The sequence below is a fragment of the Trinickia soli genome (assembly GCF_002879855.1).
Lineage (GTDB): Bacteria > Pseudomonadota > Gammaproteobacteria > Burkholderiales > Burkholderiaceae > Trinickia > Trinickia soli.
Map to the genome: position 1 here is coordinate 384,282 of NZ_PNYB01000001.1, position 22,879 is coordinate 407,160.

General features: G+C 62.3%; 20 protein-coding genes. 5 read left to right on the plus strand and 15 right to left on the minus strand.

The annotated features are described in order from the left end of the window. Nucleotides 1-18 precede the first annotated feature (18 nt). From C0Z19_RS01675 to C0Z19_RS01685, 4 genes are all read right to left on the minus strand, one after another. On the minus strand, nt 19-810 hold the full coding sequence (locus C0Z19_RS01675) for an anti-sigma factor family protein (RefSeq protein ID WP_102608035.1): 792 nt from the start codon (nt 808-810) through the stop codon (nt 19-21). Then, the gene (locus C0Z19_RS01680) at nt 807-1,328 is read right to left on the minus strand and encodes a sigma-70 family RNA polymerase sigma factor (RefSeq protein WP_102608036.1); all 522 of its coding nucleotides are present in this window, start codon (nt 1,326-1,328) and stop codon (nt 807-809) included. The genes C0Z19_RS01675 and C0Z19_RS01680 overlap by 4 nt, the downstream gene beginning before the upstream one ends. Nucleotides 1,329-1,355: 27 nt before the next feature. Beyond that, nucleotides 1,356-1,493, minus strand: a complete 138-nt coding sequence (locus C0Z19_RS28160) for a hypothetical protein (protein ID WP_158242933.1) — start codon at nt 1,491-1,493, stop codon at nt 1,356-1,358. A gap of 468 nt (nt 1,494-1,961) precedes the next feature. Continuing rightward, a complete protein-coding gene (locus C0Z19_RS01685; RefSeq protein WP_102608037.1) occupies nt 1,962-2,513 on the minus strand; it encodes a thioredoxin family protein in 552 nt (183 codons plus the stop codon). A 202-nt stretch (nt 2,514-2,715) separates the two neighbouring features. Here C0Z19_RS01685 and C0Z19_RS01690 point away from each other — a divergent pair, with 202 nt between their 5' ends. After that, nucleotides 2,716-3,627 (plus strand): LysR family transcriptional regulator, encoded by a 912-nt coding sequence (locus C0Z19_RS01690; protein ID WP_102608038.1) that lies wholly within the window; start codon nt 2,716-2,718, stop codon nt 3,625-3,627. A 46-nt stretch (nt 3,628-3,673) separates the two neighbouring features. On the opposite strand, the gene C0Z19_RS01695 is transcribed toward C0Z19_RS01690, so the two are convergent. Together C0Z19_RS01695 and C0Z19_RS01700 are read right to left on the minus strand one after the other, a co-directional pair. Next, on the minus strand, nt 3,674-3,907 hold the full coding sequence (locus tag C0Z19_RS01695; RefSeq protein ID WP_102608171.1) for a tautomerase family protein: 234 nt from the start codon (nt 3,905-3,907) through the stop codon (nt 3,674-3,676). Nucleotides 3,908-3,992: 85 nt separating this feature from the next. After that, a complete protein-coding gene (locus C0Z19_RS01700) occupies nt 3,993-4,700 on the minus strand; it encodes an SDR family NAD(P)-dependent oxidoreductase (protein WP_102608039.1) in 708 nt (235 codons plus the stop codon). A gap of 248 nt (nt 4,701-4,948) precedes the next feature. Here C0Z19_RS01700 and C0Z19_RS01705 point away from each other — a divergent pair, with 248 nt between their 5' ends. Together C0Z19_RS01705 and C0Z19_RS01710 are read left to right on the plus strand one after the other, a co-directional pair. Beyond that, nucleotides 4,949-6,211 (plus strand): MFS transporter, encoded by a 1,263-nt coding sequence (locus tag C0Z19_RS01705; protein WP_102608040.1) that lies wholly within the window; start codon nt 4,949-4,951, stop codon nt 6,209-6,211. A 103-nt stretch (nt 6,212-6,314) separates the two neighbouring features. Beyond that, nucleotides 6,315-7,313 (plus strand): LysR family transcriptional regulator, encoded by a 999-nt coding sequence (locus tag C0Z19_RS01710; protein ID WP_102608041.1) that lies wholly within the window; start codon nt 6,315-6,317, stop codon nt 7,311-7,313. On the opposite strand, the gene C0Z19_RS01715 is transcribed toward C0Z19_RS01710, so the two are convergent. The 3 genes from C0Z19_RS01715 to fusA form a co-directional block, all read right to left on the minus strand. Beyond that, the gene (locus tag C0Z19_RS01715) at nt 7,241-8,407 is read right to left on the minus strand and encodes a YbfB/YjiJ family MFS transporter (protein WP_102608172.1); all 1,167 of its coding nucleotides are present in this window, start codon (nt 8,405-8,407) and stop codon (nt 7,241-7,243) included. The genes C0Z19_RS01710 and C0Z19_RS01715 overlap by 73 nt on opposite strands. A 120-nt stretch (nt 8,408-8,527) precedes the next feature. Beyond that, entirely contained in the window at nt 8,528-9,961 is a 1,434-nt protein-coding gene (locus tag C0Z19_RS01720; protein WP_233195942.1) for a carbohydrate porin, read from the minus strand. 229 nt (nt 9,962-10,190) lie between these two features. Beyond that, entirely contained in the window at nt 10,191-12,242 is a 2,052-nt protein-coding gene (gene fusA, locus C0Z19_RS01725) for an elongation factor G (RefSeq protein WP_102608043.1), read from the minus strand. Nucleotides 12,243-13,272: 1,030 nt separating this feature from the next. On the opposite strand from fusA, the gene C0Z19_RS01730 reads away from it, so the two are divergent. After that, a complete protein-coding gene (locus C0Z19_RS01730) occupies nt 13,273-13,938 on the plus strand; it encodes a hypothetical protein (RefSeq protein ID WP_102608044.1) in 666 nt (221 codons plus the stop codon). 85 nt (nt 13,939-14,023) lie between these two features. Here the strand turns inward: C0Z19_RS01730 and C0Z19_RS01735 are convergent, their stop codons facing one another. Further along, nucleotides 14,024-16,093, minus strand: coding sequence for an NAD(+) synthase (locus C0Z19_RS01735; protein WP_102608045.1), 2,070 nt, complete (start codon nt 16,091-16,093; stop codon nt 14,024-14,026). A 254-nt stretch (nt 16,094-16,347) separates the two neighbouring features. On the opposite strand from C0Z19_RS01735, the gene C0Z19_RS01740 reads away from it, so the two are divergent. Then, a complete protein-coding gene (locus C0Z19_RS01740) occupies nt 16,348-16,920 on the plus strand; it encodes a Spy/CpxP family protein refolding chaperone (protein WP_102608046.1) in 573 nt (190 codons plus the stop codon). 155 nt (nt 16,921-17,075) lie between these two features. Here the strand turns inward: C0Z19_RS01740 and araH are convergent, their stop codons facing one another. The 5 genes from araH to C0Z19_RS01765 all read right to left on the minus strand — a co-directional run bounded on the left by araH (nt 17,076) and on the right by C0Z19_RS01765 (nt 22,861). Further along, nucleotides 17,076-18,071: an L-arabinose ABC transporter permease AraH gene (gene araH, locus C0Z19_RS01745; RefSeq protein ID WP_102608047.1), complete on the minus strand. Its 996-nt coding sequence runs from the start codon at nt 18,069-18,071 to the stop codon at nt 17,076-17,078. Between the two features lie 76 nt (nt 18,072-18,147). Then, on the minus strand, nt 18,148-19,659 hold the full coding sequence (gene araG, locus C0Z19_RS01750) for an L-arabinose ABC transporter ATP-binding protein AraG (RefSeq protein ID WP_233195960.1): 1,512 nt from the start codon (nt 19,657-19,659) through the stop codon (nt 18,148-18,150). A 50-nt stretch (nt 19,660-19,709) separates the two neighbouring features. Then, nucleotides 19,710-20,714 (minus strand): arabinose ABC transporter substrate-binding protein, encoded by a 1,005-nt coding sequence (locus C0Z19_RS01755; RefSeq protein ID WP_102608049.1) that lies wholly within the window; start codon nt 20,712-20,714, stop codon nt 19,710-19,712. Between the two features lie 196 nt (nt 20,715-20,910). Further along, nucleotides 20,911-21,837 (minus strand): Gfo/Idh/MocA family protein, encoded by a 927-nt coding sequence (locus tag C0Z19_RS01760; RefSeq protein WP_102608050.1) that lies wholly within the window; start codon nt 21,835-21,837, stop codon nt 20,911-20,913. A gap of 94 nt (nt 21,838-21,931) precedes the next feature. After that, entirely contained in the window at nt 21,932-22,861 is a 930-nt protein-coding gene (locus C0Z19_RS01765; RefSeq protein WP_102608051.1) for a dihydrodipicolinate synthase family protein, read from the minus strand. Nucleotides 22,862-22,879: the final 18 nt, after the last annotated feature.

Here is a 22,879-nt window from a genome sequence, read left to right on the forward strand (position 1 = left end):
GCCCCTGGATCCACCGCGCTATCGCCATGCTTCGGGTTTTCCGCCCAGTTCGCTGCACACGTCGACGGCGATCGCGCGCAGCTTCGGTTCCGGTATCGTGCCCGAGAGCGCATAAGCGGTTCGTTGAGCGACCCAATACAGCGTGCTGCGATCACCCGTATGCAATAGCCGGACCGGCGTTTCATCGAATGAGGCACGCGTAACGTAAAGCGTCAAACGCGTGCCCGCCTGATTCTGATACATGAACTGCGCGGCGGGACTCGAGCCGTCGCCCGGCAGCAGCCGCCCCCCGACGAGCGCATACCCGTATTCGAGCAGCGATGGTGGAGACACCTTGCGCTCGATCCGTTTGGAAAGCCAGGCGACCAGATGCGGCTCGTCGCTGGCCGCGACCTCGACGGGATGTCGCGCTTCCGGGGCGTAGACGGCATAGGCGATATCGGCGCGCCTTGCGAAGGCTGCCGGCGCCGCCGACGGCGCAACGTACCTTTCCACCGCGACTGATACGAGCCCGACGGCCCCCGCGGTCAGCAGCCAGCACGCGGCCGATGCGAAACGGCGAGGCCAGGAAGCCCGTGGGCGCAGCACGATGTAAGAGCGGCGCTCCACGTCTGTCGCGGCACATAACGCTTGCAGTGCCGCTCGTTGCGCACGCCATGCACTGACGCGGGCACTCGCCTCTTCGTCCTGGGCCAGATGGGCTTGCACGGCCGCTCGCTGCGCGTCGGGCAGCTCGCCGTCGATGTAGGCGCCGAGCGTGGTCGCATCGATGGGCGGCAGCGGCCCGGCTTCGTTACTCGCGTCCTTCATGGCGTCTTTCTCACGACTTTCAACGGTGCATGCTTGTGCGCCGCTTCCCCGCCGAGAAGCAGTCGCAAATGTTCGCGCGCACGCGACAGCCGCGACATGACCGTGCCGATCGGCACGCCCAGCACGGACGCCGCTTCCTGATAGCTGAGTTCTTCCACGCCCACGAGCAGCAACACCTCGCGTTGCTCCAGCGGCAGATGGTAAAGCGCACGCTGCAGATCCCGCAGTACGAGTCCGTCGACGACTTCTCGCGGCGCTTCCATGTTGTGCCAGGGTGCGGTGTCGTCGTCGCAGGCAATTTCGCGCCTCGCGCGAAACTGATCGATGTAGATGTGCCGCAGGATCGTGAACAGCCACGCACGGACATTCGTTCCCTGCCGGAAGGCCCCGACACGCGCAAGCGCCCGCTCCGCCGTATCTTGGACAAGATCGTCGGCCCATGCCGGGTCGCCCGTCAGCGCGCGTGCGTAGCGACGCAATGGAGCAAGCCCCAGAATCACCTCGGCTTCGAACGTCACACAAACGTCATGTTGCTACCGCACCTGTCAATATCCGCCGCTGCCGCCGCTGCTACTGGACGAGCCGGTCGTATCGTTCGGCGACGAGCATCCCGATGCCGAGAACGAAGACAGTGCGAGCGCGATCATCACCAATAGCGCCGATAGGGTTTTTTGCCGTTTCATCTCAACCTCCAGGTTCTGAGCGATCGCGACGCCTGGGAGGCGTCGCAGGCTGAGGGGCGGCCGATGACAGTCATGCGGTCGATCCCTCACAACGGAACAACGAAACGGCGCGGCACTTTATTCCTATGGGTGACCGCGCATGCTGTCCGGCGACGTCGCGAGGCGGGAACTCGCTGGAAGGATAGGATGCGAACGCCCGATGCGACAGGGCGGCGCCGTGTTCAACACCGGCCCTGTCTTTGGCGAACCGAGAGGCGAATGTCGGATGTCGGACGTCGACCGCCGCTCGATCGCCTCGGTCAATATCGATGGGGGCGGATGGTCAATATCGCAATCGCGTTCATGATCAAGAGCGCGGTCGGACGGCACAGTGGGGCATCCGGGTGGCGCTTCGTACGTTGCTGCGCAAGGGGTCGAAGCGCCAACAACCCTTCTCACGCCGACTGACCGGGGCGAACAGGTTTCGTGTCAGTCCTTTTCGGCCAGCAGTTTCTCGATCCACGCTTCCGTCTGCTCATAGTCGCCTTCGCCGACATGCGTATAGACGACGTGCCCTTTCTTATCGATCAGATAAAATGCGGGCCAATACTGGTTGCCATACGCATTCCAGGTGGCATATTCATTGTCTTGCGCGACAGGAAAATGAATACCGTATCGCGCGATTGCATCCTTTACGTTCGCAGTGACATGCTCGTTGGGAAACTCGGGCGTATGAACGCCGATGATGGCCAGGCCTTTGCCGCGATAGCGCTGATCCCAGTCGTTGACGTGGGGCAGGGTATGGAAGCAATTGATACAACCATAAGTCCAGAAATCGACGAGCACGACCTTGCCGCGCAATTCGCGCATCGTGAGCGGCGGGCTGTTCAGCCAATGATCGATGCCGGCAAATTCGGGCGCCGTCCCGTGGACCGCGGCGAGATGGCTCACGTCGTCGGCTCTGCTGGCGACCGACATTGCCCCGGCCGCGGCGATGACCAATGCCGTGACGATGCCGAGCCGTCGTGTTGCTGTGCGCATGGTGGTTCCTTCGAAGTTAGTGGCAGTCGACAGTAATACGTACGGGCGGGGCAAACGGATGCACCGGTTGCGCGAAGGCCGGCCAATCCGGGCCGCCCGGTTCAACGTGGCCAGCCTGGCCTGGCTCAGTGCCGCACCCGGGGGCGACTTCATGCCGTATTCTTATGGGCTCATCAACGCCACCGATAGATGACGACGCCCCATGCAGCGCCAATTCGGAGATCTCCTTCTCGGCAGCATCGAACTGTTTTGTCTGGCTGCCGAATCGCAAAGCTTTACGGTTGCAGCGACGGCGGCCGGCGTGAATCCGGCTGCGGTCAGCCGTTCCGTTGCGCGCCTGGAAGCGCGGCTTGGCGCACGCCTGTTCGTCAGGACGACACGTCAAATCAATTTGACAGATGCGGGGCGCCGGTACTTCGAGCAATGCAGACAAGCGCTGCAGCAACTGGCCGAAGCCGAACGCGAAGCGACGGGGCAGCAAACGACGCCTGCTGGCGTGTTGCGTATCAGCATGCCGACGCCTTACGGGCATTACCGCGTATTGCCGCTTTTAGCGGCGTTTCGCGAGCGCTATCCGCAGGTCACGATCGAAACGCATTTGAGCAATCGAAACATCGACTTCGCGGAAGATGGCTTCGATCTTGCCATCCGCGGGCGCGCGCCGCGAGACTCGGGACTCATTGCGAGAAAGCTCGAGGACGCAGAGCTGGTCGTCGTCGCTTCGCCCGGCTATCTGCATCGCGCAGGGCGGCCGGACTCGTTAGACGATTTGGCGCATCACGATTGCATACAGTTCGAACTCCCGAGCAATGGACGTCCCATCCCGTGGCTGTTCAGGCAAGGGGACGAGACGACGCAAGTCGCAACCCACGGCGCGTACGCAACATCGGGCGACGTGCTGGCGGGCGTGACGCTCGCGCGTCACGGGGCGGGCCTGTTTCAAACCTATCGTTTCATCGTCGAACGTGAACTCGCCGACGGCGCGCTGGAGGAAGTGCTGGCGCCCTACGGTGGCTGTTCGAGGCCGTTCGTGCTGCTGTATCCGCACGGTCGGCACCTCTCGTCGCGCGTGCGCAGCTTCGTCGATTTCCTAGTCGAGAAGCTGCGCGGGTAGGGTGTCGAACAGGCCGGGAGCGAACCGTCCGTCTTATCAGGTCGTCTTACGTCTTCGCGGCCCGCTGCTTGCGATAGGCAGCGACTGGCAAGCCGCCCCAGCCCCAGTTCTCGAGTTCGACTTCCTCGATCACCACGAACGTCGATTCGAGCGGCTTTCCAAGCACGTCGAGCATCAGGCGGCTGGCGCCTTCGATGAGTTGGGCCTTCTCGTCTGCCGTGATTGCATCAGCGCCCGGGCGGGTGCCTTCGCGTGTGATCTGGATCGTAACGATGGGCATGATGTTCTCCAAACGTACCGGGTTCATTGAAACGGGCGGGACGCTGCCCCGCCCGTGCTCGTGCCTTCTTAAGGACCTTCCCGAATCAATGACCGGCGCTCTGCCCGCCGTCGACGTGCAGGATTTCGCCGGTCACGAACGACGCGGCGTCGAGATACAGGATCGCGTCGACGATATCACTCATTTCGCCCATCCGGCCCACCGGGTGTAAGGATGCGAGCGTCTCGTGGGTTTGCGGCGCATGCATCGGCGATTTGATGATCCCGGGCGAGACGGCGTTCACTCGAATGCCGGCCTTCGCGTATTCGATCGCGAGCGACTTCGTCGCAGCATTCAAGCCACCCTTGGTCAACGAGGCGAGCACCGAAGGCACGTTGCTGTTCGCATGATCGACGAGGCTGGTCGTGATCGTCACGACGTGGCCGCTGCCTTGCTGTTCCATGGCGGCGATCGCGCGCTGCGTGATATGGAAGAAGCCGTCGAGGTTGACCCCGTTGATGGCTTCATATTCATCGCTCGTGTACTGCGTGAACGGCTTGGCGATGAAGATGCCTGCGTTGTTGACGAGTGTATCGATGCGTCCAAAACGCTCGAGCGCCGTTTCCGCGATCCGCTTGGCCGTCTGCGCATCGCCAATGTCGCCGGCGACGGTCGCCAGATTGGGATGGTCCGACGCTGCGATCGAACGGGCGTTCGCCACGACGCGATGGCCGCGCGCGAGGAATGCCTGGACGGTCGCGGCTCCAATGCCTTGCGATGCGCCGGTGACGATGACGACTTTGGATGTGCTCATGATGTGCCTCGAAGTTGAATGGGTCTCAGCCTGATTGGCCGTTCGAATCGCTGATCCGATGGCACGAACTGTAGGCGTATCGGCCCGCACTTCGGAGAACCTCAGGGGATAAACAGTCTTGCGTCGCAAGAACAAATGGCTTTGTGCTTCGATTGGTCAACAGTCTGTTGACTGCCCCCCGCGCGCGGCAACGCCTGCGCATTCCTAAAATCGTGCTCCATCCGCTATCGATTCTTCGAGAGGGCGACATGGACAACCTCGCCACCGCATTACCCGCATCGGCAACCGCCGCGCCGCCCACCTACGCTGCACGCAACGAGCGCTACTGGCGCACCAACCTTGCGATCTGCGTGTTCGGATCGTTCACGACGCTGGTCAGTCTCAGCATGCTGCTGCCGTTTCTTCCGCTCTACGTGCGGCAGCTTGGCGTTGATTCGACCTCAGCCGTCGTGCAATGGTCGGGGGTCGCGTTCGGCGTGACCTTTCTGGGGACGGCGCTGACAGCCCCCATTTGGGGGCAGCTCGCCGATCGATACGGGCGCAAGCCGATGCTCGTGCGTGCGGCCGTCGGGATGGCGGTCGTGATGTCGACGATCGGTCTCGCGCAAAACGTCTATGAACTCGTTGCACTGCGATTCGCCGCGGGACTGATCGGCGGCTATGCCTCGGCTTCAATCGTCATGATCGGCACGCAGGCGCCGCCCGAACGGTCCGGCTGGGCGTTGGGCATGCTGTCGACGGGCGTACTGGCCGGCAATCTGGTGGGACCGCTGATCGGCGGCATCCTGCCAGATCTGATCGGCATTCGTGGTGCATTCTTCGCGGCCGGCGCCATGATCGCGGTCGCTGCGCTGCTGACTATTACGCTGGTACGCGAAGATTTCAGCCTGCCGCCGAATCATTCGGTGCGGGCGCGGCGTGGCGCCTGGGCTGGCGTATCGGGCGGCAGGCGCAGCTACTTTGCGCTAGCCGTGCTTTTTTTGACTGCCATGATGGTCTTGCTGGCCAACATGTCGATCGAGCCGATCATCACCGTCTATATCGCCGAGCTCGACGTCGACGCTCATCGGCTCGCGACGGTGGCAGGCGTCGTCATGGCCTGTTCTGCGTTCGGGAGCATGGTGATGGCCGCGCGGCTCGGAGCACTGGCCGATCGCATCGGCCCATGGAAGGTGATCATCGGTTGCCTCGTCGGAACGGCGGTCGCCATGATTCCGCAGGCGTTCGTCACGCACTGGTGGCAACTCGCAGCGTTGCGCGGCGTGATGGGCATGACGCTCGCGGGCTTGCTGCCTTCGATCGCGAAGCTCGTGCGGCAGACCGTGGACGAACGCTCGTCGGGCAAGATGCTGGGGTATTTGCAGTCGGCACAATACGCGGGCCAGGTCGTCGGCCCGCTGCTCGGCGCGGCCATCGGGGTCCACTTCGGCATGCGGTATGTCTTCTTCGCCACCTCCGCGCTTTTGATCGGTTGTGCCGTGCTCAGCGCGGCCGCCCGGCGCGGGCCGTAGCTGAGTCCACAGCCGACAGCACCGCCCATTGTCTTGGCGCATACTCCGGTGATACAGCCGCCCTCCGGGCGGCCCGTCGAACCAGAAACCGGAGGCATGACGCATGGATGCGGTGCGCAGCATGAAGATCTTCATCGCAGTGGCCGAGGCGGGCAGTTTTACGGCAGCCGCATTGGAACTGGATGCGACGACCGGCTACGTCTCGCGCATGATTTCGGAGCTGGAAGCGCGTCTACGTACGCGGCTGCTCAATCGAACGACGCGCCGTCTCGCGTTGACGGAAGCGGGCGAACGGTATCTGAACCGTTGCCGTGACATCCTGGCATCGATCGAGGAGGCGGAGGCCGAAGCTTCGCAGGCGCACGCGACGGCTTCCGGCACGTTGCGCGTCCATGCGATGGCGAGCATCGGCCAGAACTATGTCGTGCCCGCCGTCGCGGCCTATCAGCGTCGGTATCCCGACGTGGCGGTCGATCTGACGTTGTCGCAAAACGTGCCGGACCTGCTTGAAGAAGGATACGACGTCGCGTTGCGCGTTTCCCCTGGGCCATTGCCCGATTCGAACTACATCAGCCATCAACTGGGCGCGGTGCGCGGCGTGCTGTGCGCTTCGCCGGCGTATCTGGAAGAACATGGCACGCCCAATACCATCGACGATCTCGCGCAACATATGCGCTTGCAGGTGGCGTTGCCCGTGTTTCCTGCCGACCATTGGCGCTTGATCGGACCGGACGGAGAGCACGACGTGCCGTTGCCCAGGCATCGCTTCAAGGTCAACGTGCCCGATGCAATGGCTGTAGCCCTTCATGAAGGGATGGGCATCGGGGCGCTGCCTACGCTGGCGGCACGCGCCGCGCTGCGAGCCGGGACGCTGGTGCGTGTGTTGCCCGACTATCATCTGCAAACGCTGAATATCTATGCGATCTATGCATCGCGTCAGTATGTCGACGCCAAGATCCGAACCTGGATTGATTGCGTGCGCGATTCGATCGCAGATGCATTAACCGAGGACGCGCGATTGACGGGCGCTCACGCCGAGCGTCGCACGACGCAAACCAACGCGGCCGCGACGAGCGCGGCGCCGGCGGCCGCGAGGGGTTGATCGAACGAGTGCGTGCGTTCGACCAGCCGATCCGACAGCAGTGGTCCAACGATCTGGCCGACGCCATAGGCAGCCGTGAGTGCAGCCATCAGGTTGAAATGGACGACGTGCGCCACGCGTTTCGCCGCCGGCATGATGATCGTAACGGTGCCGACGAAGGTGCCGCCGACCAGCACGGCGCTGCCGAGGAATGCCGACGGTGCATGACTGAAAACGGGCAACACTACGCCGATCGCTTGTACCAGCAGATTCACGGCCAGCGAGAGACGGCTTCCGCAACGCTGGTGCAGTTCGTGCCACAGAAAGCAGGAGGGCACGGCAGCCAGCCCGAAACATGCCCAGACGTAAGGGGCGCTCAAGTGCGACGCCGTGGTCTTGATGAGTAATGGCAGGTACGTGGCCGTGACAATGTAGCCCAGGCCGGCAAACCCATAGATCACGACAAGCGTCCACGGCCCGATGTTCGGACGGACGCTTCGATGCGAGGGCGAAGTCCGCTGCGTTTGCTCGTCGGGCAACGGCGCGGTGTGCAACGTTATCGGCCATGCAAGCGCGGAGAGCACGAACGCTGCTGCTGCCAGTAGCAGCCATAACGCCGGCGAGCCGACATGGGCCGCCTCTCCGATAGCGATGAGTTGGCCGGAAGCAGCGATGCCGACGCCCACGCCTGCGTACAGAATGGGAGCGCCGTGCTGATGATTCATCGTCTGAAGCAGCCACACGGAGGCGGCAACGAGCGATACGGCACTGACGAGGCCAGCCAGAAACCGTGTGCCTATCAAGAGCGTTACCGTCGGATGAATGGCCAGCACGGCAAGAGACGCGACTGTTCCAACCAGCGCGCCCCGGCTCAGGCGCGCTGCGTGCCGTTCGTTCACGCCACTCATTGCCAACGCGCCGACAAGATAGCCGGCGTAATTGGCTGACGCGGCGAGCGACCCTGTTGAGACGCTCATGACCGCTTCTTTCACCATCAGCGGATACATGCCCGTAAAGGCAAACCGCCCGAAGCCCATCCCTACGGCCAGAATCGCGGCGCCCGCAAGGGATTCCAAAATCGGAGGGCGACCGGCGCGTGCAAAGGTGCTGTCCATTTCCGTTCGATCGAACGTTTGAATCGTTCGACGCCTGAGAGAGATGAATGCATCCTCGTCGTCTGCGCTCACGCGCACAATCGCCGTTGGGTCAACACTCCTTTTACCGAAGCTTAAGCGTCAAAAGGTAATCGTCGTCCGCGCGCCGACTACGAACGTATTGCGCAATGATTGCGTCGGGTCGTTCGGGTTTTGCCCGGCACCGGCGTTGAATGTGTATTGCGCGTCGCCTTGCAGCACCCACCACGGGGTGACCTGGTACTGGTAGGTCGCTTCAAGTGCGGTTTCGCTGCCGCGCACGACATGGCCGCCGTCGGCATCGAGCGCGCTCGCATGGTTTCCGACCTTGATGTAGGCGAGGGCGAGGCCGACGCTGTCATTGTCGCGGCCTTTGAAAGGGGCCTTCATGACGACGCCGACATTCGCGCTGACGCTGACGAGATTGCGATCGCCGGGGGCGCCCATCACGCGGGCGAACACGCCGATGCTGCGCGGCTCGTTCGCGTTGGGGCGCCAGATCGTTTGATCGGCGACAGCGTAGAAGCTGTAATCGCCACGATGTCGTGCTGCGATGCCGGTCGAGGCAGCATCGGCCAGCGAAAGGCCTGTGTTGTCGAAGCGTTGATCCGCAAACCGCGCATTGTTGTACCAGATGCCGACTTTATACGTGCCCGGCAGGCCGCCTTTCGTCGCACTGCCGGCCGGCTGGCCTTCGCTCTGCTGATTGATCGCGTACTGCAATTCGCCGATATACAGCGCGCCGCCGTGCAGATTGAACGTCGTACCGCTGCCGTTCAGCCTTTGCGGGTCGCCTGCACCGGGGGCCGGGTTGCCGTCGAACACGCCGGCCAGCGCGGTCAGCGAGGGCGTGATCTGCCCGCGCACGCGTACCCCGAGCGCCGAAAGCGGATAGGCCGGGCCGCCTGCCGGCATGTCGTAAGAGGGCACGCCGGCCCAACCGAACATCGTATTGACGAACGTATTCGCGTACGAGCTGACCATGAATTCCTGATCGAGGCTTTGCTGCCCGACCTTGATATCCATGCGGTTGTCGAACATCGACTGCTGGTACCAAAGTTCCCATAAGCGCGTCGTGTCGTCGGCCTCGATGCCGCTTGCGGTGTTCAACGTTCCGAGGTTGTATTGGCTCAGATTGCGGCCGTGAATCTGCAAGCCGCTGACATTGAAGGTGCCGCCCGGCAGGCCGAAAGCCTTTTCGGTGTCGATGCCGAGCGTCATCGTCGTCAACCCGTCGTAGGCGCCACCGCGCGCCAGGCCCCCACGCAGGTTGTAGAGGTATTCGCTCGTCTCAGTCATTTGAAACGTCGCGCCGTATCTGCCGAGCCAAGGGCGCAGGCCGCCCAAATCGCCGAGCAGGTTCTGCCGCGTGGCCAAGCCCGGCGATTCCGTCGAGGGTTCGGCCTGCATGCCCGAACTCGCTTCGGGCGCTTGAGGAAGGGCATCGGGCGAGCCCGCGGCCAAGGCCGCACATGAGACGAAGGCGCTCCAAACAACGGCCGCGCCAAGCGCCAGGGGATGAACTTTCGTACGCATCGCCCTCTGGGCAACCGGTCCGTACCTCATCGAAATTCCTCTTTGTGTCTACGCGGGACGCGCAAAGGATCGGATTTTACCCAGCGAGGGGAGAAATGCAAGCAAATGCAAACAGTTCTCATTCATCGCGCGGCGAAATACCGCAGATGAATGTATGCATGGCGCACGGTATGCGCAGGCGCGCGGCGTCTCCTCGCCTGTCCTTATTGAAATCGACGCGATGCCGGGTTCATCGGCCGGCGTCTTCGTCTTGCCGCCGATACTGTGCTGCGAGCTTGTCCTGCTGACTCGGCGGCACGGGATCGTAATGACTGAGCTCGATGCTGTAATTGCCGTCGCCGCCGGCCATGGCGTTCAAGCGAGACTGATACTCGGTGAGTTCGGACAGGGGCGCCTTCGCCGTCACGACCACCATGTGAGCGCCAAGCGTGCGTGAGCCGTGAACCTGGGCGCGCCGCGACGACAAGTCGCCGATGATGTCGCCCATCGCGGCATCGGGCGCCGTGACTTCGAGTTCGACGATCGGCTCGAGCAAGATCGGCTGCGCCTTCAAGACGGCGTCGATGAACGCTTTACGCCCGGCGACGACAAACGCCACTTCCTTCGAATCGACCGCGTGGTGCTTGCCGTCATACACGGTCACTCGAACGTCCTGCATAGGAAAACCGGCGAGCGGGCCGCTTTCGATGACCTGAAGAATGCCCTTTTCGACGGCGGGCATGAATTGCCCCGGAATCGCGCCGCCCTTGACCGCATCGACGAATTCATACCCGGCCCCGCGCGGCAGCGGTTCGACGCGCAGCATGACTTCACCGAATTGGCCTGCGCCGCCCGTTTGTTTCTTGTGCCGATGGTGTCCTTCGGCCGGCGCGCCGATGGTTTCGCGGTAAGCGATCTTGGGCGGACGCGTGACGACCGCGAGCTTGTATTGATCGGTCAGGCGCTCGAGCATGTGCCGAAGGTGAAGCTCGCCCAGGCCTCGAACAACGGTTTCATTGGTGCCGACGGGGTGCTCGATGCGCAGACAAGGGTCTTCCGACGCGAGTTTCTGCAGGATTTCCCACAAACGTTGCTCATTGCCGCGGCGCTCCGGTTCGATTGCGAGCGCGTAGATGGGATTGGGAAAGTCTGATGGCGAGAGGTGAATGTTGCCGTCTTCCGATGCGTCATGCAGAACCGCGTCGTAGCCGATTTCGTCGACTTTGGCTGTGGCACAAATATCGCCGGGTCCCGCCTTGAAGATGTCGACATGATCCTTGCCTTGCAGCAGCATCAGATGCGCCACGCGAAAGGGCTGTCGCGCGCTGCCGATATAAAGCTGACTATCGCGCCGCACCGTGCCCTGGTGAATGCGCATCACCGCCATCTTGCCGATATACGGGTCCACCACGATCTTGAACACATGGGCAAGCACGTGCTTGTCGGCATCGGGTGTCGCCTGAACGGTTTCTCTGCGGCCATCGACGTCCCGGTAGAACAGCGGCGGATTGCCTTCGAGCGGATTTGGCAGCAAGCGGACGATGACATCCAGCAGTTCGGCGATGCCTGCCCCCGTCGCAGCGGACGTAAACAGAATCGGCACGAGGTGTCCTTCTCGCAGCGCTTGCTCGAACGGCGCGTGCAGTTGCTCGGGCTGGATCGCCTCGCCCTGGCCAAGGTAAAGCTCCATCAGATCGGCGTCGAGTTCGATCACCTGATCGACAAGCGCATCGTGCGCCGATTGGACGCTCATGAAATCGGCGTCGCCGGAAGGGTTGAAGAAACAATCGACAACGCTTTGTGCCTGTCGCGCGGGTAGATTGATTGGCAGGCAGGTCTTGCCGAACGCTTCCTGGATCTGCTCGACGAGCCCCGGCAAATCGACTTTCTCGCCGTCGATGCCGTTCACGATGATGACCGTGCAAAGCTTGCGCGCTTTCGCCCACGCCATCATGCGCCGCGTCGACATTTCGATGCCCGTACGCGCGTTGACGACAATCGCCGCGGTTTCAACTGCCGCGAGCGCGCTCAGTGAAAGACCACAGAAGTCGGGGTAGCCGGGCGTGTCGACCAGATAGACGCGCGTGCCGCAGTAGTCGAGGTGGGTAACGGCGGAATTGAGCGAATGGTGGTATCTGCGTTCAAGCGCGTCGAAATCGCAGACGGTCGTGCCGCGCTCGACGCTGCCGGCCGTATGGATCGCTCCGCTGCGATGCAGCAGCGCTTCGATCAGCGAAGTCTTGCCGCACCCGGCGTGGCCGACCAACGCGACGGTACGAATGGCTTCGGGGTGGTAGTCCATGGCCGCCCTCGTCCTGCGATCGCAATTCGGCCATTATTGGCGAAAATGCGGCCTACCGCCAGCCGCGCATACCCCTTTTGTGCGATGGTTCGCGCACATGCGGCCCTTGAGCGGCGCGATACGATTGCCAGTGCCGACGACTATCGCAGCTTCTTGCATTGCAACATGCCGTCGCACTTTTCGCGAAGTAACGGCCGTAGCCGTTTATTCACGTCGAGCAAGCGACCATATCGCCCCATAACGCCACCATATTGCGCCGCGCATTATCGAATCCATAGGAATCGCACATAGGCTATTTTGAGCAGGATAAATCGATCCCTATCAGTTAAATCGCTTGCCATTTGGTTGTCACAAAGCATAACAATTGTCAACGTCCCCATTTCCGGAAACCGTGATTCGCGCGGTTTCCCGCTGTCGCACCCGCCGGACGGGGCTTGCCCGGCGGCTTTTCGCTTTACATGTTGTGCATCCTGGTGGAAAAAATCGAAGATGTGATAACGGCGGGCAAAATTTCGTAATGAACCGGGATTCTAAATTTTCCTGGCCATTCTTGACAGGGAATCTATTAGTCACTAGATTCTCACTCAACTCCTAAACATAAAACGCGCCGTTGGATGTTCATGTGAATACGATGTGAGACTGCCGACCAAGCAGTCCATGTAAGAACTGCAGTATTGAATGCGGGGCGCCCAAGATGGATTGCGATTTGAAGCAAGGCGGCAATGGCAGTAGTGCGCGCAGCCAAATGCGCCGCAGGCAATCGGCACTTCATCGTCCCGACCCGCGGCGACCGCTTCCCGTCCAAGATCGCCCAGTCGTCCATCCTTATCAATTTGCATTTCGCGAGAAGCTCCGATAGTGACTTAGCGGCCTTGTATGCCGCTTCGTAGTTCAAAAGATTTCGGCGATACCGAGGGCTGACTGCGCCCTGCCGATAGCAGAGCTGCCTGTCGCTTGTACCGAGGGTTTGCGGCGCTGCGTGCTTACGTAGTTGCGACACGTTTATTCATCAAATAACCGAGGGCTAAACATGGGCGGCGATGTCGTGCGTTTTGGGGATTCGATCGTTTTAGAAAGTTGCGACTGCAGCGAACCCTTGTTTCTGGGTTTCGTGAGGCGGTTTGAAGGCCGCCGCAATCCGCTGCTCTTGTCGACGGAGGTATCCGAGGTCGGGAAGCATCCTGCGAGCGATTATCAGTGGCGGCTACTGCCGGTCGTCGGTTCGAAGTGCAAATGGGGCGATCCGGTCCGTTTTGCCGATCGCATCCGGCTGCAGGTCGTCGACGACAAAGGCAACTCCCGCATGCTTTCGGTCAGCCACCTCGACAATCGGTCGATCATGGCCGAGCGGCGGCCGACCGGCTCAGAGTCCTGTACCTGGTGGGTCACCTATACGAGCGAGTTGCGGGTCAGTCGCGACGGGCAGGTCGTGCCGTCGGGCGAACTCGAGCCGCATCTGATGTACGGCGACGACAATTACGTCGGGTTCGTCAATAGCGCCCGCTACTTGTCGGCGATCGACGATCAGTACCGGATCTTGCGTAAGCGCACCGTGCTGCTCGATGATCTGCCCAAAGCGGGGACGGCAACGTGGTGGCGCATTCACCGTTCGTTACCCGAGATTGCGCCCGCCGTAAGGATGCCCAGCGCGATGCCTGTTCGCGCCATGCCGGCGCAGGCGCTTTCGATGGCGTAAAGCATTGCCCGGCGTCGCGTCTCGAGGACGCTGCGCCGGGCCGACAAGTCGGCAGCAAATGGAGCGAACGTCAACCCCGCTGGCGCTACGCGCGATCATCTTGCCCGGGTATTGTCGCGAGATCGGCTAACCATGCGTCGGCTGCCGAGTCGCTCGGCGCGCGGTAGTCTCCGCGGGGCGATAAAGAACCGCCGGAGCCGACTTTCGGCCCGTTGGGCAGGCAGCTGCGCTTGAACTGTTGCCCGCCGAAAAAGCGTTGAAGAAAGACGCCGAGCCATTGCCTGATCGTGCCGATTTCGTAGCCGTGCTGTTTCTCCGGCGGTAGATCGGGCCACGCGCCGGACGCGGCATCGTGCCATGCAGTCCAGGCGAGAAAGGCGACTTTCGACGGTCGATATCCGAAGCGCAACACATAATAAAGATTGAAATCCTGCAATTCATAAGGCCCGACCGTGTCCTCGGTGCGCTGAACCCCGCCGGCTTCTCCGGCCGGAATGAGTTCGGGACTGATCTCGGTGTCGAGCACGTCGAGCAAGACGGCGCTGGCCTGCGCGCTGAACGGGCCGGCCTGCGCGCTGCGACGAATCAGATACTGAATCAGCGTTTTAGGCACGCTCGCATTGACGCCGTAATGCGACATTTGATCGCCAACGCCGTACGTACACCAGCCGAGTGCAAGCTCGCTCAGATCGCCGGTCCCCACCACGAGCGCACCGGATTGATTAGCCATCCTGAACAAATGGCTCGTACGCTCGCCGGCCTGAACGTTTTCGAAGGTGATGTCATGGACGGGTTCGCCGTTCGCATAGGGATGGCCGATGTCTTCCAGCATGCGCAGGCAACTTGGACGAATATCGATTTCGCGCGCTTCGCATCCGAGTGCGGCGACCAGACGGCGCGCCTGATCAAGCGTCCGTTCGCTTGTGCCGAAGCCGGGCATGATGCAACCGATGACAGCCGTGGTGGGCAATTGAAGCGCCTGGACCGCGTGCATGCAGACGAGCAGCGCCTGGGTCGAATCGAGACCGCCCGATACACCGATAACGAGCCGTGACGCTCGCGCCGCACGCATCCGCGTGACGAGCCCTTGCACCTGGATGTCGTAGATCTCCCGGCAGCGTTCGTCACGCCGTGCCGGGTCCGAAGGGACGTAAGGAAAGCGCTCGTACTTGCGCGCAAGCGGCAGACGAATCGTCGTGGGCAGCACGGCCGGCACCGTGACGGTCCGAAAGCGCGCGCAGGCATCGCGATGGGCATGTGCGGTATCGCCGAACGTCGTTTGCCTCATTCGTTCGCTGATCAAACGATCGAGGTCGACGTCCGCGAATATGCACTGCGGCGCGTCCAGGAAGCGGCGCGTTTCGGCGAGGGCATTGCCGTTCTCATAGATCACGCCATGGCCATCCCAGGCCAGGTCGGTCGTCGATTCGCCGTAACCCGCGGCGCTATAGGCATAAGCGGCCAGGCATCGCGCCGATTGGCCGCCGACGAGTTCGCGCCGGAAATCGGCTTTACCGACCGTCACATTGGATGCCGAAAGGTTGAGCAAGACCGTCGCCCCGGCCAGCGCAGCGAAGGAGGAGGGTGGAACCGGCACCCACAGGTCTTCGCAAATCTCGATGTGAAACGTCAGCAACGGTTGCTGCCCGAAGCGAAACAGCAGCGCGTTGCCGCATGGGACATCGGATTGGCCGAGCAACGAAATCGAATCGCGCAGCAGTCGGTCGCCGCGCGCGAATTGCCTCGGCTCGTAGAACTCCCGGTAATTGGGCAGATAAGTTTTCGGTACGACGCCGATGATGGCGCCTCGATGAACTACCGCGGCGCAATTGAACAGCAGGGCGTCGATCTCGAGCGGCAGGCCGACGACCACTATGGAGCCGATATCGCGCGACGCGGCGACGACATCGTTCAGCGCGGCAAGGCTCGCGTCGAGCAACGCGCGCTGATGAAACAAATCGTCGCACGAGTAGGCGGAGAGGCCCAACTCGGGAAACAGCGTCACTGCGGCGTGGTCCGCGTCGGCCTCGCGCATCAGCGCGATGGTCTCCCTGGCGTTCGAGGCCGGGTCCGCCACATGGGCGCGCGGCACGGCCACCGCGATGCGGGCGAAATTGTGTCGATACAGATTGAAGAAGCTCGGTCCATGCGACATGGCAGATGATCCTTGCATTCGTAGTGACGTAGGAAAAGTACGCGCGCTGGCCCATCAGCGCAACCAGGTCAGAGCGGCTGTCGGTGACTCGACTCAACTTTCGCTGGCAGGTGCGCTCGGCTGGTCGAACGCGCAGCTTGACCCAGGTCAAGCGGTCCATCGCGTAACGAGCGTCAAATAATTGACACGACGCGCGACTGAAGAGCGCGCCCACGTCATTTTGTAGTCATTCCTATGGCGCCAGGGAGGCTGTGATGGCATCTGTACGAATAAGCAGGACGGCAATGGTTGCCGCGGTGAGCATGGCGTTCTTTGCGACGGCGCTCACCACCACGTCCGCGTTCGCTCAAGCTTCCAACTCAGGGCGCCAGGGCGGCGGATACGGCATGATGGGCGGCGGCTTGGGCCCGGGGATGATGGGGGGCGGCCCCGGCATAATGGGCGGTGGACCCGGCATGATGGGCGGCGGGCCCGGCATGATGGGTGGCGGGCCAGGCATGATGGGTTTCGGCGTGGGGTGGGGCGACGCGCTTGGGTTGACCGACGAACAGAGAACGAAGATCAACCGCATCCAAGACGACACGCGCCACGCGCATTGGGCGCTGATGAACGGCATCATGGATCAGCAAGCCAAACTGCGGGACCTTTACGAAGCGCCGACGCGAGACGCCGCGGCGATCGACAGTACGTACCAGGCGATTGGCGATTTGCGTCAAAAGATGATCGATTCTTCCCGCGATGCACGCAAGCGCATGGAAGCGGTGCTCACCAACAAACAGCGAGAGAAGTTGCGCACCTACCGCGAACAGGACGGATGGTCCTGGTAAGCGCACCCCCAAAAAAGCGGCCGAACGAATCGTTCGGCCAAATCGCCTCGTCAGTCGGAGATCGATGCGGGGTTACCGCGAAAGAGAGGGGGCGGCCGGGCGATGTTGCGCCCGGTACGCCGCCCGTCAAGGTGGCAGGGTGGGGTTCGGCTATATCAATGCACGCGACGGCTGCGACGCAGATGATCGAACAACACGGCGAGCAACAAGATGCCGCCGCGAATGAGGTACTGATAGAACGTCGGCACATTGAGCAGGCTCATCGCGTCTTGCACGGAGCCCATGATGAGAACGCCGACGAGCACGCCCGAAATGGTCGCCACGCCGCCCGTCAGCGACACGCCGCCCAGCACGCACGCCGAGATCACGCCGAGTTCGAGACCGACCGAAGTCTTTGGATCGCCCAGGCTCATCCGCGACGCGAGCATGACGCCGGCGAAGCCCGTGACGAGGCCTTGCAGAACGAACACGAGAACCTTGATGCGCGTGACCGGCAAACCGGCGAGCAACGCAGCCTCGCCGTTGCCGCCCACGGCGAGCACGTTCTTGCCGAACACCGTCTTGCGCAAGATGAAACCGAATACGACGAAACCGACGATGTTGCTCCAGATCGGATAGGAGATCCCGAGGAATGAGCCGCCGCCCAGATCGAAAAAGCGTTCTTCCGAGATCATGACCGCATCGCCGTTCGACACGATGAACGCGAGGCCGCGCACGACTTCCATCATCGCGAGCGTCACGATCAGCGAGTTGATCCGATAGCGTGCGACCAACACGCCGTTGACGAGACCGACCGCGCCGCCGGCCAGCACGCCCACCGTTACGCCGAGCAACACGCTGTGCGTGGCCGTAATGATCGTGGAAGCAACGACCCCCGAGAACGCCACGATCGATGCGACCGAAAGATCGACTTCGCCGAGCGCCAGCACAAACATCATCGTGACGGCGATCGCGCCGATCAGCGTCACCGACAGCAGCAGGCCCTGCATGTTGCGGCTCGTGAGGAAGTCGGGCACGGTGAAGCACAGCACGACGAATAGAATCGCGAACACCATGACGATGCCCGACTTGTTCATCAGCCGCCATACCTTGGCAGCATAGCCAGCCGGCCCGCCGGAGGCGGTTTGCGAAAGGGTTTGTGGTTGTTGCATGGTCTCGTCTCGTTCGTTGCCGCAAACTGCGCGGCCGAAAAATCAGTAGTGCTAAGGAATCCGGAACTTCAGTGTTTCAACGAGGCAGGGCCAGCTTGATCAATTGATCGGGCGTAGCCTGCGCCTTGGGCAGATCGCCTACGACGCCGCCTTCCTTCATGACGATGATGCGATCGGCCACGCCGATCACTTCCGCGAGATCGCTCGATACCATCAGCACCGTACGCCCCGCTTCGGCCAAGCCGTACAGCAGCTCGTAGATCTGCGCCCGCGCTCCTACGTCGATGCCGCGCGTGGGCTCGTCCATAACGAACACATCGATCTGCTCGGCCAGCCAGCGCGCCAGAATCACCTTCTGCTGATTGCCGCCCGATAACTTGCCGATCGGCGTATCGCCGTTGCGCGTCTTGATCGAAAGTTTGCCGATGTAGTCGTTGGTCAGTTCACGCTCGCGCCGCTCGTTCAGCAGCCAGCGGGCAAAGCTCGAATGACGGCGCGCGCTGATGTTCATGTTGTCGGCCACCGATGCGATCGCGACGATGCCTTCCTGCTTGCGATCTTCGGGACACAAGGCTATACCGACGCGTACGGCGTCGCGCGGTGTCGAAAAGCGCATGACGCGGCCGTCGAGTTCGATCTGACCCGCGCTGGGACGTACCGCTCCGCAAATCAACTTCATCAATTCCGAGCGCCCGGCGCCGACGAGCCCGAAGAAGCCCAAAATTTCGCCACGGCGCGCGCTGAATGAAACGGGCTCCGTCAGGCCTGGGCCCAGCAGCGCTTTCGCTTCGATGCGCACGTCGCCGACCGCACGCGGGCGGTAGCCATAGACATCGCGAATCGAGCGGCCCACCATCGAACTGATCAGGCGGTCGCGCTCCAGACCGTCGACTTCTTCGAAAGTCTCGATCGAATGCCCGTCGCGGAAAACGGTGACGCGGTCGCAGAGCTCATAGACCTCGTCCATCCGGTGCGTGACGTAGACGATGGCGCGGCCCTCCGCACGCAGGCCATTGATGATCTTGAACAGCTGCGTCGTTTCGCGAGCCGACAGCGAACTCGTCGGTTCGTCGAACGCGATGACGCGTGCATCGCGCATCAACGCCTTGCCGATCTCGATCATCTGCCGCTGCCCGATCGAAAGATCTTTCACCTGCGCGCGCGGGTCGATGCGCTCGCCCAGGCGCTCCAGGGTTTGCGAGGCCCGCTCGATCAAGGCCCGTTCGCTGAGTACGCCAAGGCGGCTCGGCAATTGACCGAGCATGAGATTTTCGGCGACGGTCAACTCGGGAACGAGATGGAGCTCTTGGTAAATGATGGCAATGCCAGCGTCGATTGCCGCTTTGGTCCCGGAAAAATGCTGTTCGACGCCTGCAAGCGTCAAGGTGCCCGACTGCGGCACATTGACACCCGAGAGCACCTTCAGCAACGTCGATTTGCCGGCGCCGTTCTCGCCCATCAAGCCGTGTACTTCGCCGGCGCGTACCGCGAACGACACACGATCGAGCGCGAGCACGCCGGGAAAACTGACGGTGATGCCGTCGAGCTGCAGGTAAGGCGCGTTCGTTTGAATGCCGACCGCGTCCATACGGCTCGCGCCAATCGAAACAATATTGTCGTTCGCGTCACGCATGACGTTTAAATCCCCAGTTCCTTACGCACGGCGAGCCAGTTGTCGCGCGTCATCAGCTTGCCCGTCGTTTGAGTGTCGGCGGGCGGTTGCTTGCCCGTCTTGATCCAATCGACGAGATTTTCGGTGCTTTGCTTGCCGTGGTTCGTCGAACTGACGGCAATCGTGCCGTAGAAGCCGGTAGCCTCCTTCTTCTGGAACTCGGCAAACGCTTCCCCGGCGCCGTTGATACCCACGCCGATCACGTCCGCCGACGGGATGTGCACCTGCTCGGTTGCGCGCACGCCACCCAGCACCGATTCTTCGTTCAGCGCGAAGATCACCCACTTCTTGATGTTCGGGTGCTTCGACAGCACGGGCGAGGCAGCGACGAAACCGCCTTCGTCGTCGGTCGTTTTCTGCGGCGCATCGAAGATGTTGTCCTTCTTGAAGCCGTTCGCGAGCAGCGTTTCGGTCGCGCCATCGGTACGCAGCTTGGCCGTCGGCAGTTCGTAGTCGGAGATGCGGATCGCGCCCACTTCCTCGGGCTTCCAGCCGCGACGCTTCATTTCATCGGAGATCGCCTGGCCCACCTGGTTGCCGATCTTCGAGGCCGACATGCCGAGGTGCGGCACGTCGGCGAGCGGCTTGCCCGACGAATCGACGAGCTGATCGTCGACGGTCACGAACTTCATGCCGTACTTCTTGGCGCGCGCCTGGATCGCCGGTCCGAGCCGGACGTCAGGAGCGCAAATGACGAAGCCCTTCGCGCCTTGGGCACCGAGGTTGTCGATCGCGCTGAGCACGCGCTCGCCGTCGGGCGTGCCGATGTTGACCACCGAGAAGCCCTCGGCTTTGCCGAGCGCCGCAGCCGCTTTCTGCTCGTTGATGAACCATGCCTGCTCGGGCATCTTCACGAGAAAGCCGACCTTCAAAGGCTCATCCGCATGGACCCCGAACGAAGTCGCGAGGGGAGCGGCGATAATCGCGGCCATCGCGGCGCGCAGCGTGAAGCGGCGAAGCTTGCTGGTCATACTAGTCTCCTTCTTGTCGGTCACGATGGACCGTGTTGTGAACCAAAAACGAATCGATAATTTAGTACTACTGATTAAACTGAAGCGTACCCGGAGCAACGCTGCAGCGAAAACGGCCCCCAGGATTTCGGCTATGAGCGCGTCGTGATTCGAGCCGGCAACGCGTGTTGCCAGCCGAACCTGACGCCGCCTGACGCTAATCGATGAACGGCTCGACGATCTCCCGTCTGCCGAGCAGGAACGCATCGGCCACGAGGCTCAACGGACGCACATCGACATCTCGTTCGCCGCGATCGATGAGCCCACCCCAGTGGCTATAGAGCGAGGGGTATTCATGCACCGAGCCAAGCGCGACTTCGCGGCCGTCGATTTGCAGCCGGTTGCCGCCTTGCGACAGCAGCAACGCGCCATCGGCGCTTCGCACTTCGATTTCCCAAAGCTCCTGCGGCCCGTGACGCCAATCGAATTCGACGTGTACCGGCACGCCTGCCGTATCGAACAGCTCGAGATCTGCTGCAATCGGCATCTGTCGGTTCGACGGAAAGCTCAGCGTCGAAGAAACGAGTGCGACCTCGCGCGGCAGGATGCGCGTGACGATCGACAGCGCGTTGATGCCGGGGTCGAACACGCCGAGGCCACCAGGTTCCCAAATCCAGGCCTGCCCCGGATGCCAGCGACGGACATCCTCTTTCCAGCGCACGTTGACCGAGCGCAGGTCTTGCGTGGTCAGCCACGTGCGCGCCGCTTCGACGCCGAGCGCGTGTCGCGAATGCCAGCTTGCGAACAACGTTCTGTCCACCGTGCGCGCGATTTCCTCTAGCGCGCGGACTTCGCTCAAACAACCGCCCGGCGGCTTCTCGAGCATGACGTGCTTGCCCGCGGCGAGGGCCGCGCGTGCTTGGGCGAAGCGCGGCAGCGGCGGGGAGCAGAGCGACACGGCTTCGATACGAGGCTCGGCGGCGAGCAGCGCTTCGAGGGTCGGATAGTTGCGTACGCCTTCGACGGTCGCATTGCGGCTCGCGCACGCAACGAGTTCGAAGCGGGGATCGGCTGCAATGGCGGGCAAATGCTGATCGCGCGCGATCTTGCCGATGCCTGCCAGCGCCAGCGGGATTCTCTTCATCTCAGCCTCCGCCGGGCCGTCCCAAGGAGGCTGAGCGCCCCCTCGGGGGGCAGCGAATAAAGTGAGCGTGGGGGTCGTTTCATCTCAGCCTCAATCACAGGCCCCAGCGCAGCGCGAGCGGGTTCGCTTCACGCGCGAGTTCGAGCAGTTCCGCACGCGTGGCCGGCGCGAGTGCATCCAACGGACGACGCACCGCATCGCTCTTGATGACGCCGCCTTCCATCATCACGGTTTTGGCGGCCCGCAACCCGCATTGGCGGTTTTCGTAGTTGATCAGCGGCAGGATGCGCGCATAGCCTGCGCGCGCTTCGTCGCGGCGGCCCGCGCGGTGATCGTCGAAAACCGTGCGAATCAGATCGGGCAGCAGGGCGCTCGCCATCGTACCGGTTGCGCCGGCATCGAGATCGGGCAGCAGCGTAATCGCTTCCTCGCCATCGAACGGCCCAACGATTGCATCGCCGCCGGCGGCGATCAGCGCGCGCAACTTGGCCGCGGCCTGCGGCACCTCGATCTTGAAGTAGCGCACGAGCGGCAGTTCGCGCGCGACCTTGACGAGAAACGGAACGCTCAGTGCGACGCCCGACAGCGGCGCGTCCTGAATCATGACCGGCACGCCTGCAGCCGTGGCGATTTGCGCAAAAAAGTCGAACATGGCGTTCTCGTCGACACGCAGCGTCGCGCCGTGATACGGCGGCATCACCATGATGATGCTTGCTCCGGCGGCCGCCGCGCGCTTCGCGCGCTCAGATGCGATCTGCGTGCTGAAGTGGCTGCACGTGACCATGACGGGCACGCGCCCGGCCACGTGGGTCAGGCAGAGGTCGACGAGAATGTCGCGCTCGGCATCGGTCAGAAGAAACTGCTCCGAGTAATTCGCCAGAATGCAGATACCATCCACGCGTTGATCGATCATGCAATCGAGCACACGGCGCTGGCCGTCGAGATCGAGTTCGCCGGCCTCGGTAAACGGTGTCGGTGCGACTGGGAAGACGCCCGAAAAGGGGCGGGTCGATACGGTCACTATTCGTACTCCTGATAAAAG

What these genes read in the sequence shown, in the direction of transcription:
- C0Z19_RS01690 (WP_102608038.1), top strand. Translation starts at nt 2,716, where the DNA reads ATGCAGCGCCAATTCGGAGATCTCCTTCTCGGCAGCATCGAACTGTTT.
- C0Z19_RS01700 (WP_102608039.1), bottom strand. Translation starts at nt 4,700, where the DNA reads ATGAGCACATCCAAAGTCGTCATCGTCACCGGCGCATCGCAAGGCATT.
- C0Z19_RS01730 (WP_102608044.1), top strand. Translation starts at nt 13,273, where the DNA reads ATGGGCGGCGATGTCGTGCGTTTTGGGGATTCGATCGTTTTAGAAAGT.
- araG (WP_233195960.1), bottom strand. Translation starts at nt 19,659, where the DNA reads ATGGACGCGGTCGGCATTCAAACGAACGCGCCTTACCTGCAGCTCGAC.
- C0Z19_RS01755 (WP_102608049.1), bottom strand. Translation starts at nt 20,714, where the DNA reads ATGACCAGCAAGCTTCGCCGCTTCACGCTGCGCGCCGCGATGGCCGCG.
- C0Z19_RS01740 (WP_102608046.1), top strand. Translation starts at nt 16,348, where the DNA reads ATGGCATCTGTACGAATAAGCAGGACGGCAATGGTTGCCGCGGTGAGC.
- C0Z19_RS01735 (WP_102608045.1), bottom strand. Translation starts at nt 16,093, where the DNA reads ATGTCGCATGGACCGAGCTTCTTCAATCTGTATCGACACAATTTCGCC.
- C0Z19_RS01675 (WP_102608035.1), bottom strand. Translation starts at nt 810, where the DNA reads ATGAAGGACGCGAGTAACGAAGCCGGGCCGCTGCCGCCCATCGATGCG.
- fusA (WP_102608043.1), bottom strand. Translation starts at nt 12,242, where the DNA reads ATGGACTACCACCCCGAAGCCATTCGTACCGTCGCGTTGGTCGGCCAC.
- C0Z19_RS28160 (WP_158242933.1), bottom strand. Translation starts at nt 1,493, where the DNA reads ATGAAACGGCAAAAAACCCTATCGGCGCTATTGGTGATGATCGCGCTC.
- C0Z19_RS01705 (WP_102608040.1), top strand. Translation starts at nt 4,949, where the DNA reads ATGGACAACCTCGCCACCGCATTACCCGCATCGGCAACCGCCGCGCCG.
- araH (WP_102608047.1), bottom strand. Translation starts at nt 18,071, where the DNA reads ATGCAACAACCACAAACCCTTTCGCAAACCGCCTCCGGCGGGCCGGCT.
- C0Z19_RS01715 (WP_102608172.1), bottom strand. Translation starts at nt 8,407, where the DNA reads ATGGACAGCACCTTTGCACGCGCCGGTCGCCCTCCGATTTTGGAATCC.
- C0Z19_RS01695 (WP_102608171.1), bottom strand. Translation starts at nt 3,907, where the DNA reads ATGCCCATCGTTACGATCCAGATCACACGCGAAGGCACCCGCCCGGGC.
- C0Z19_RS01720 (WP_233195942.1), bottom strand. Translation starts at nt 9,961, where the DNA reads ATGCGTACGAAAGTTCATCCCCTGGCGCTTGGCGCGGCCGTTGTTTGG.
- C0Z19_RS01685 (WP_102608037.1), bottom strand. Translation starts at nt 2,513, where the DNA reads ATGCGCACAGCAACACGACGGCTCGGCATCGTCACGGCATTGGTCATC.
- C0Z19_RS01710 (WP_102608041.1), top strand. Translation starts at nt 6,315, where the DNA reads ATGGATGCGGTGCGCAGCATGAAGATCTTCATCGCAGTGGCCGAGGCG.
- C0Z19_RS01760 (WP_102608050.1), bottom strand. Translation starts at nt 21,837, where the DNA reads ATGAAGAGAATCCCGCTGGCGCTGGCAGGCATCGGCAAGATCGCGCGC.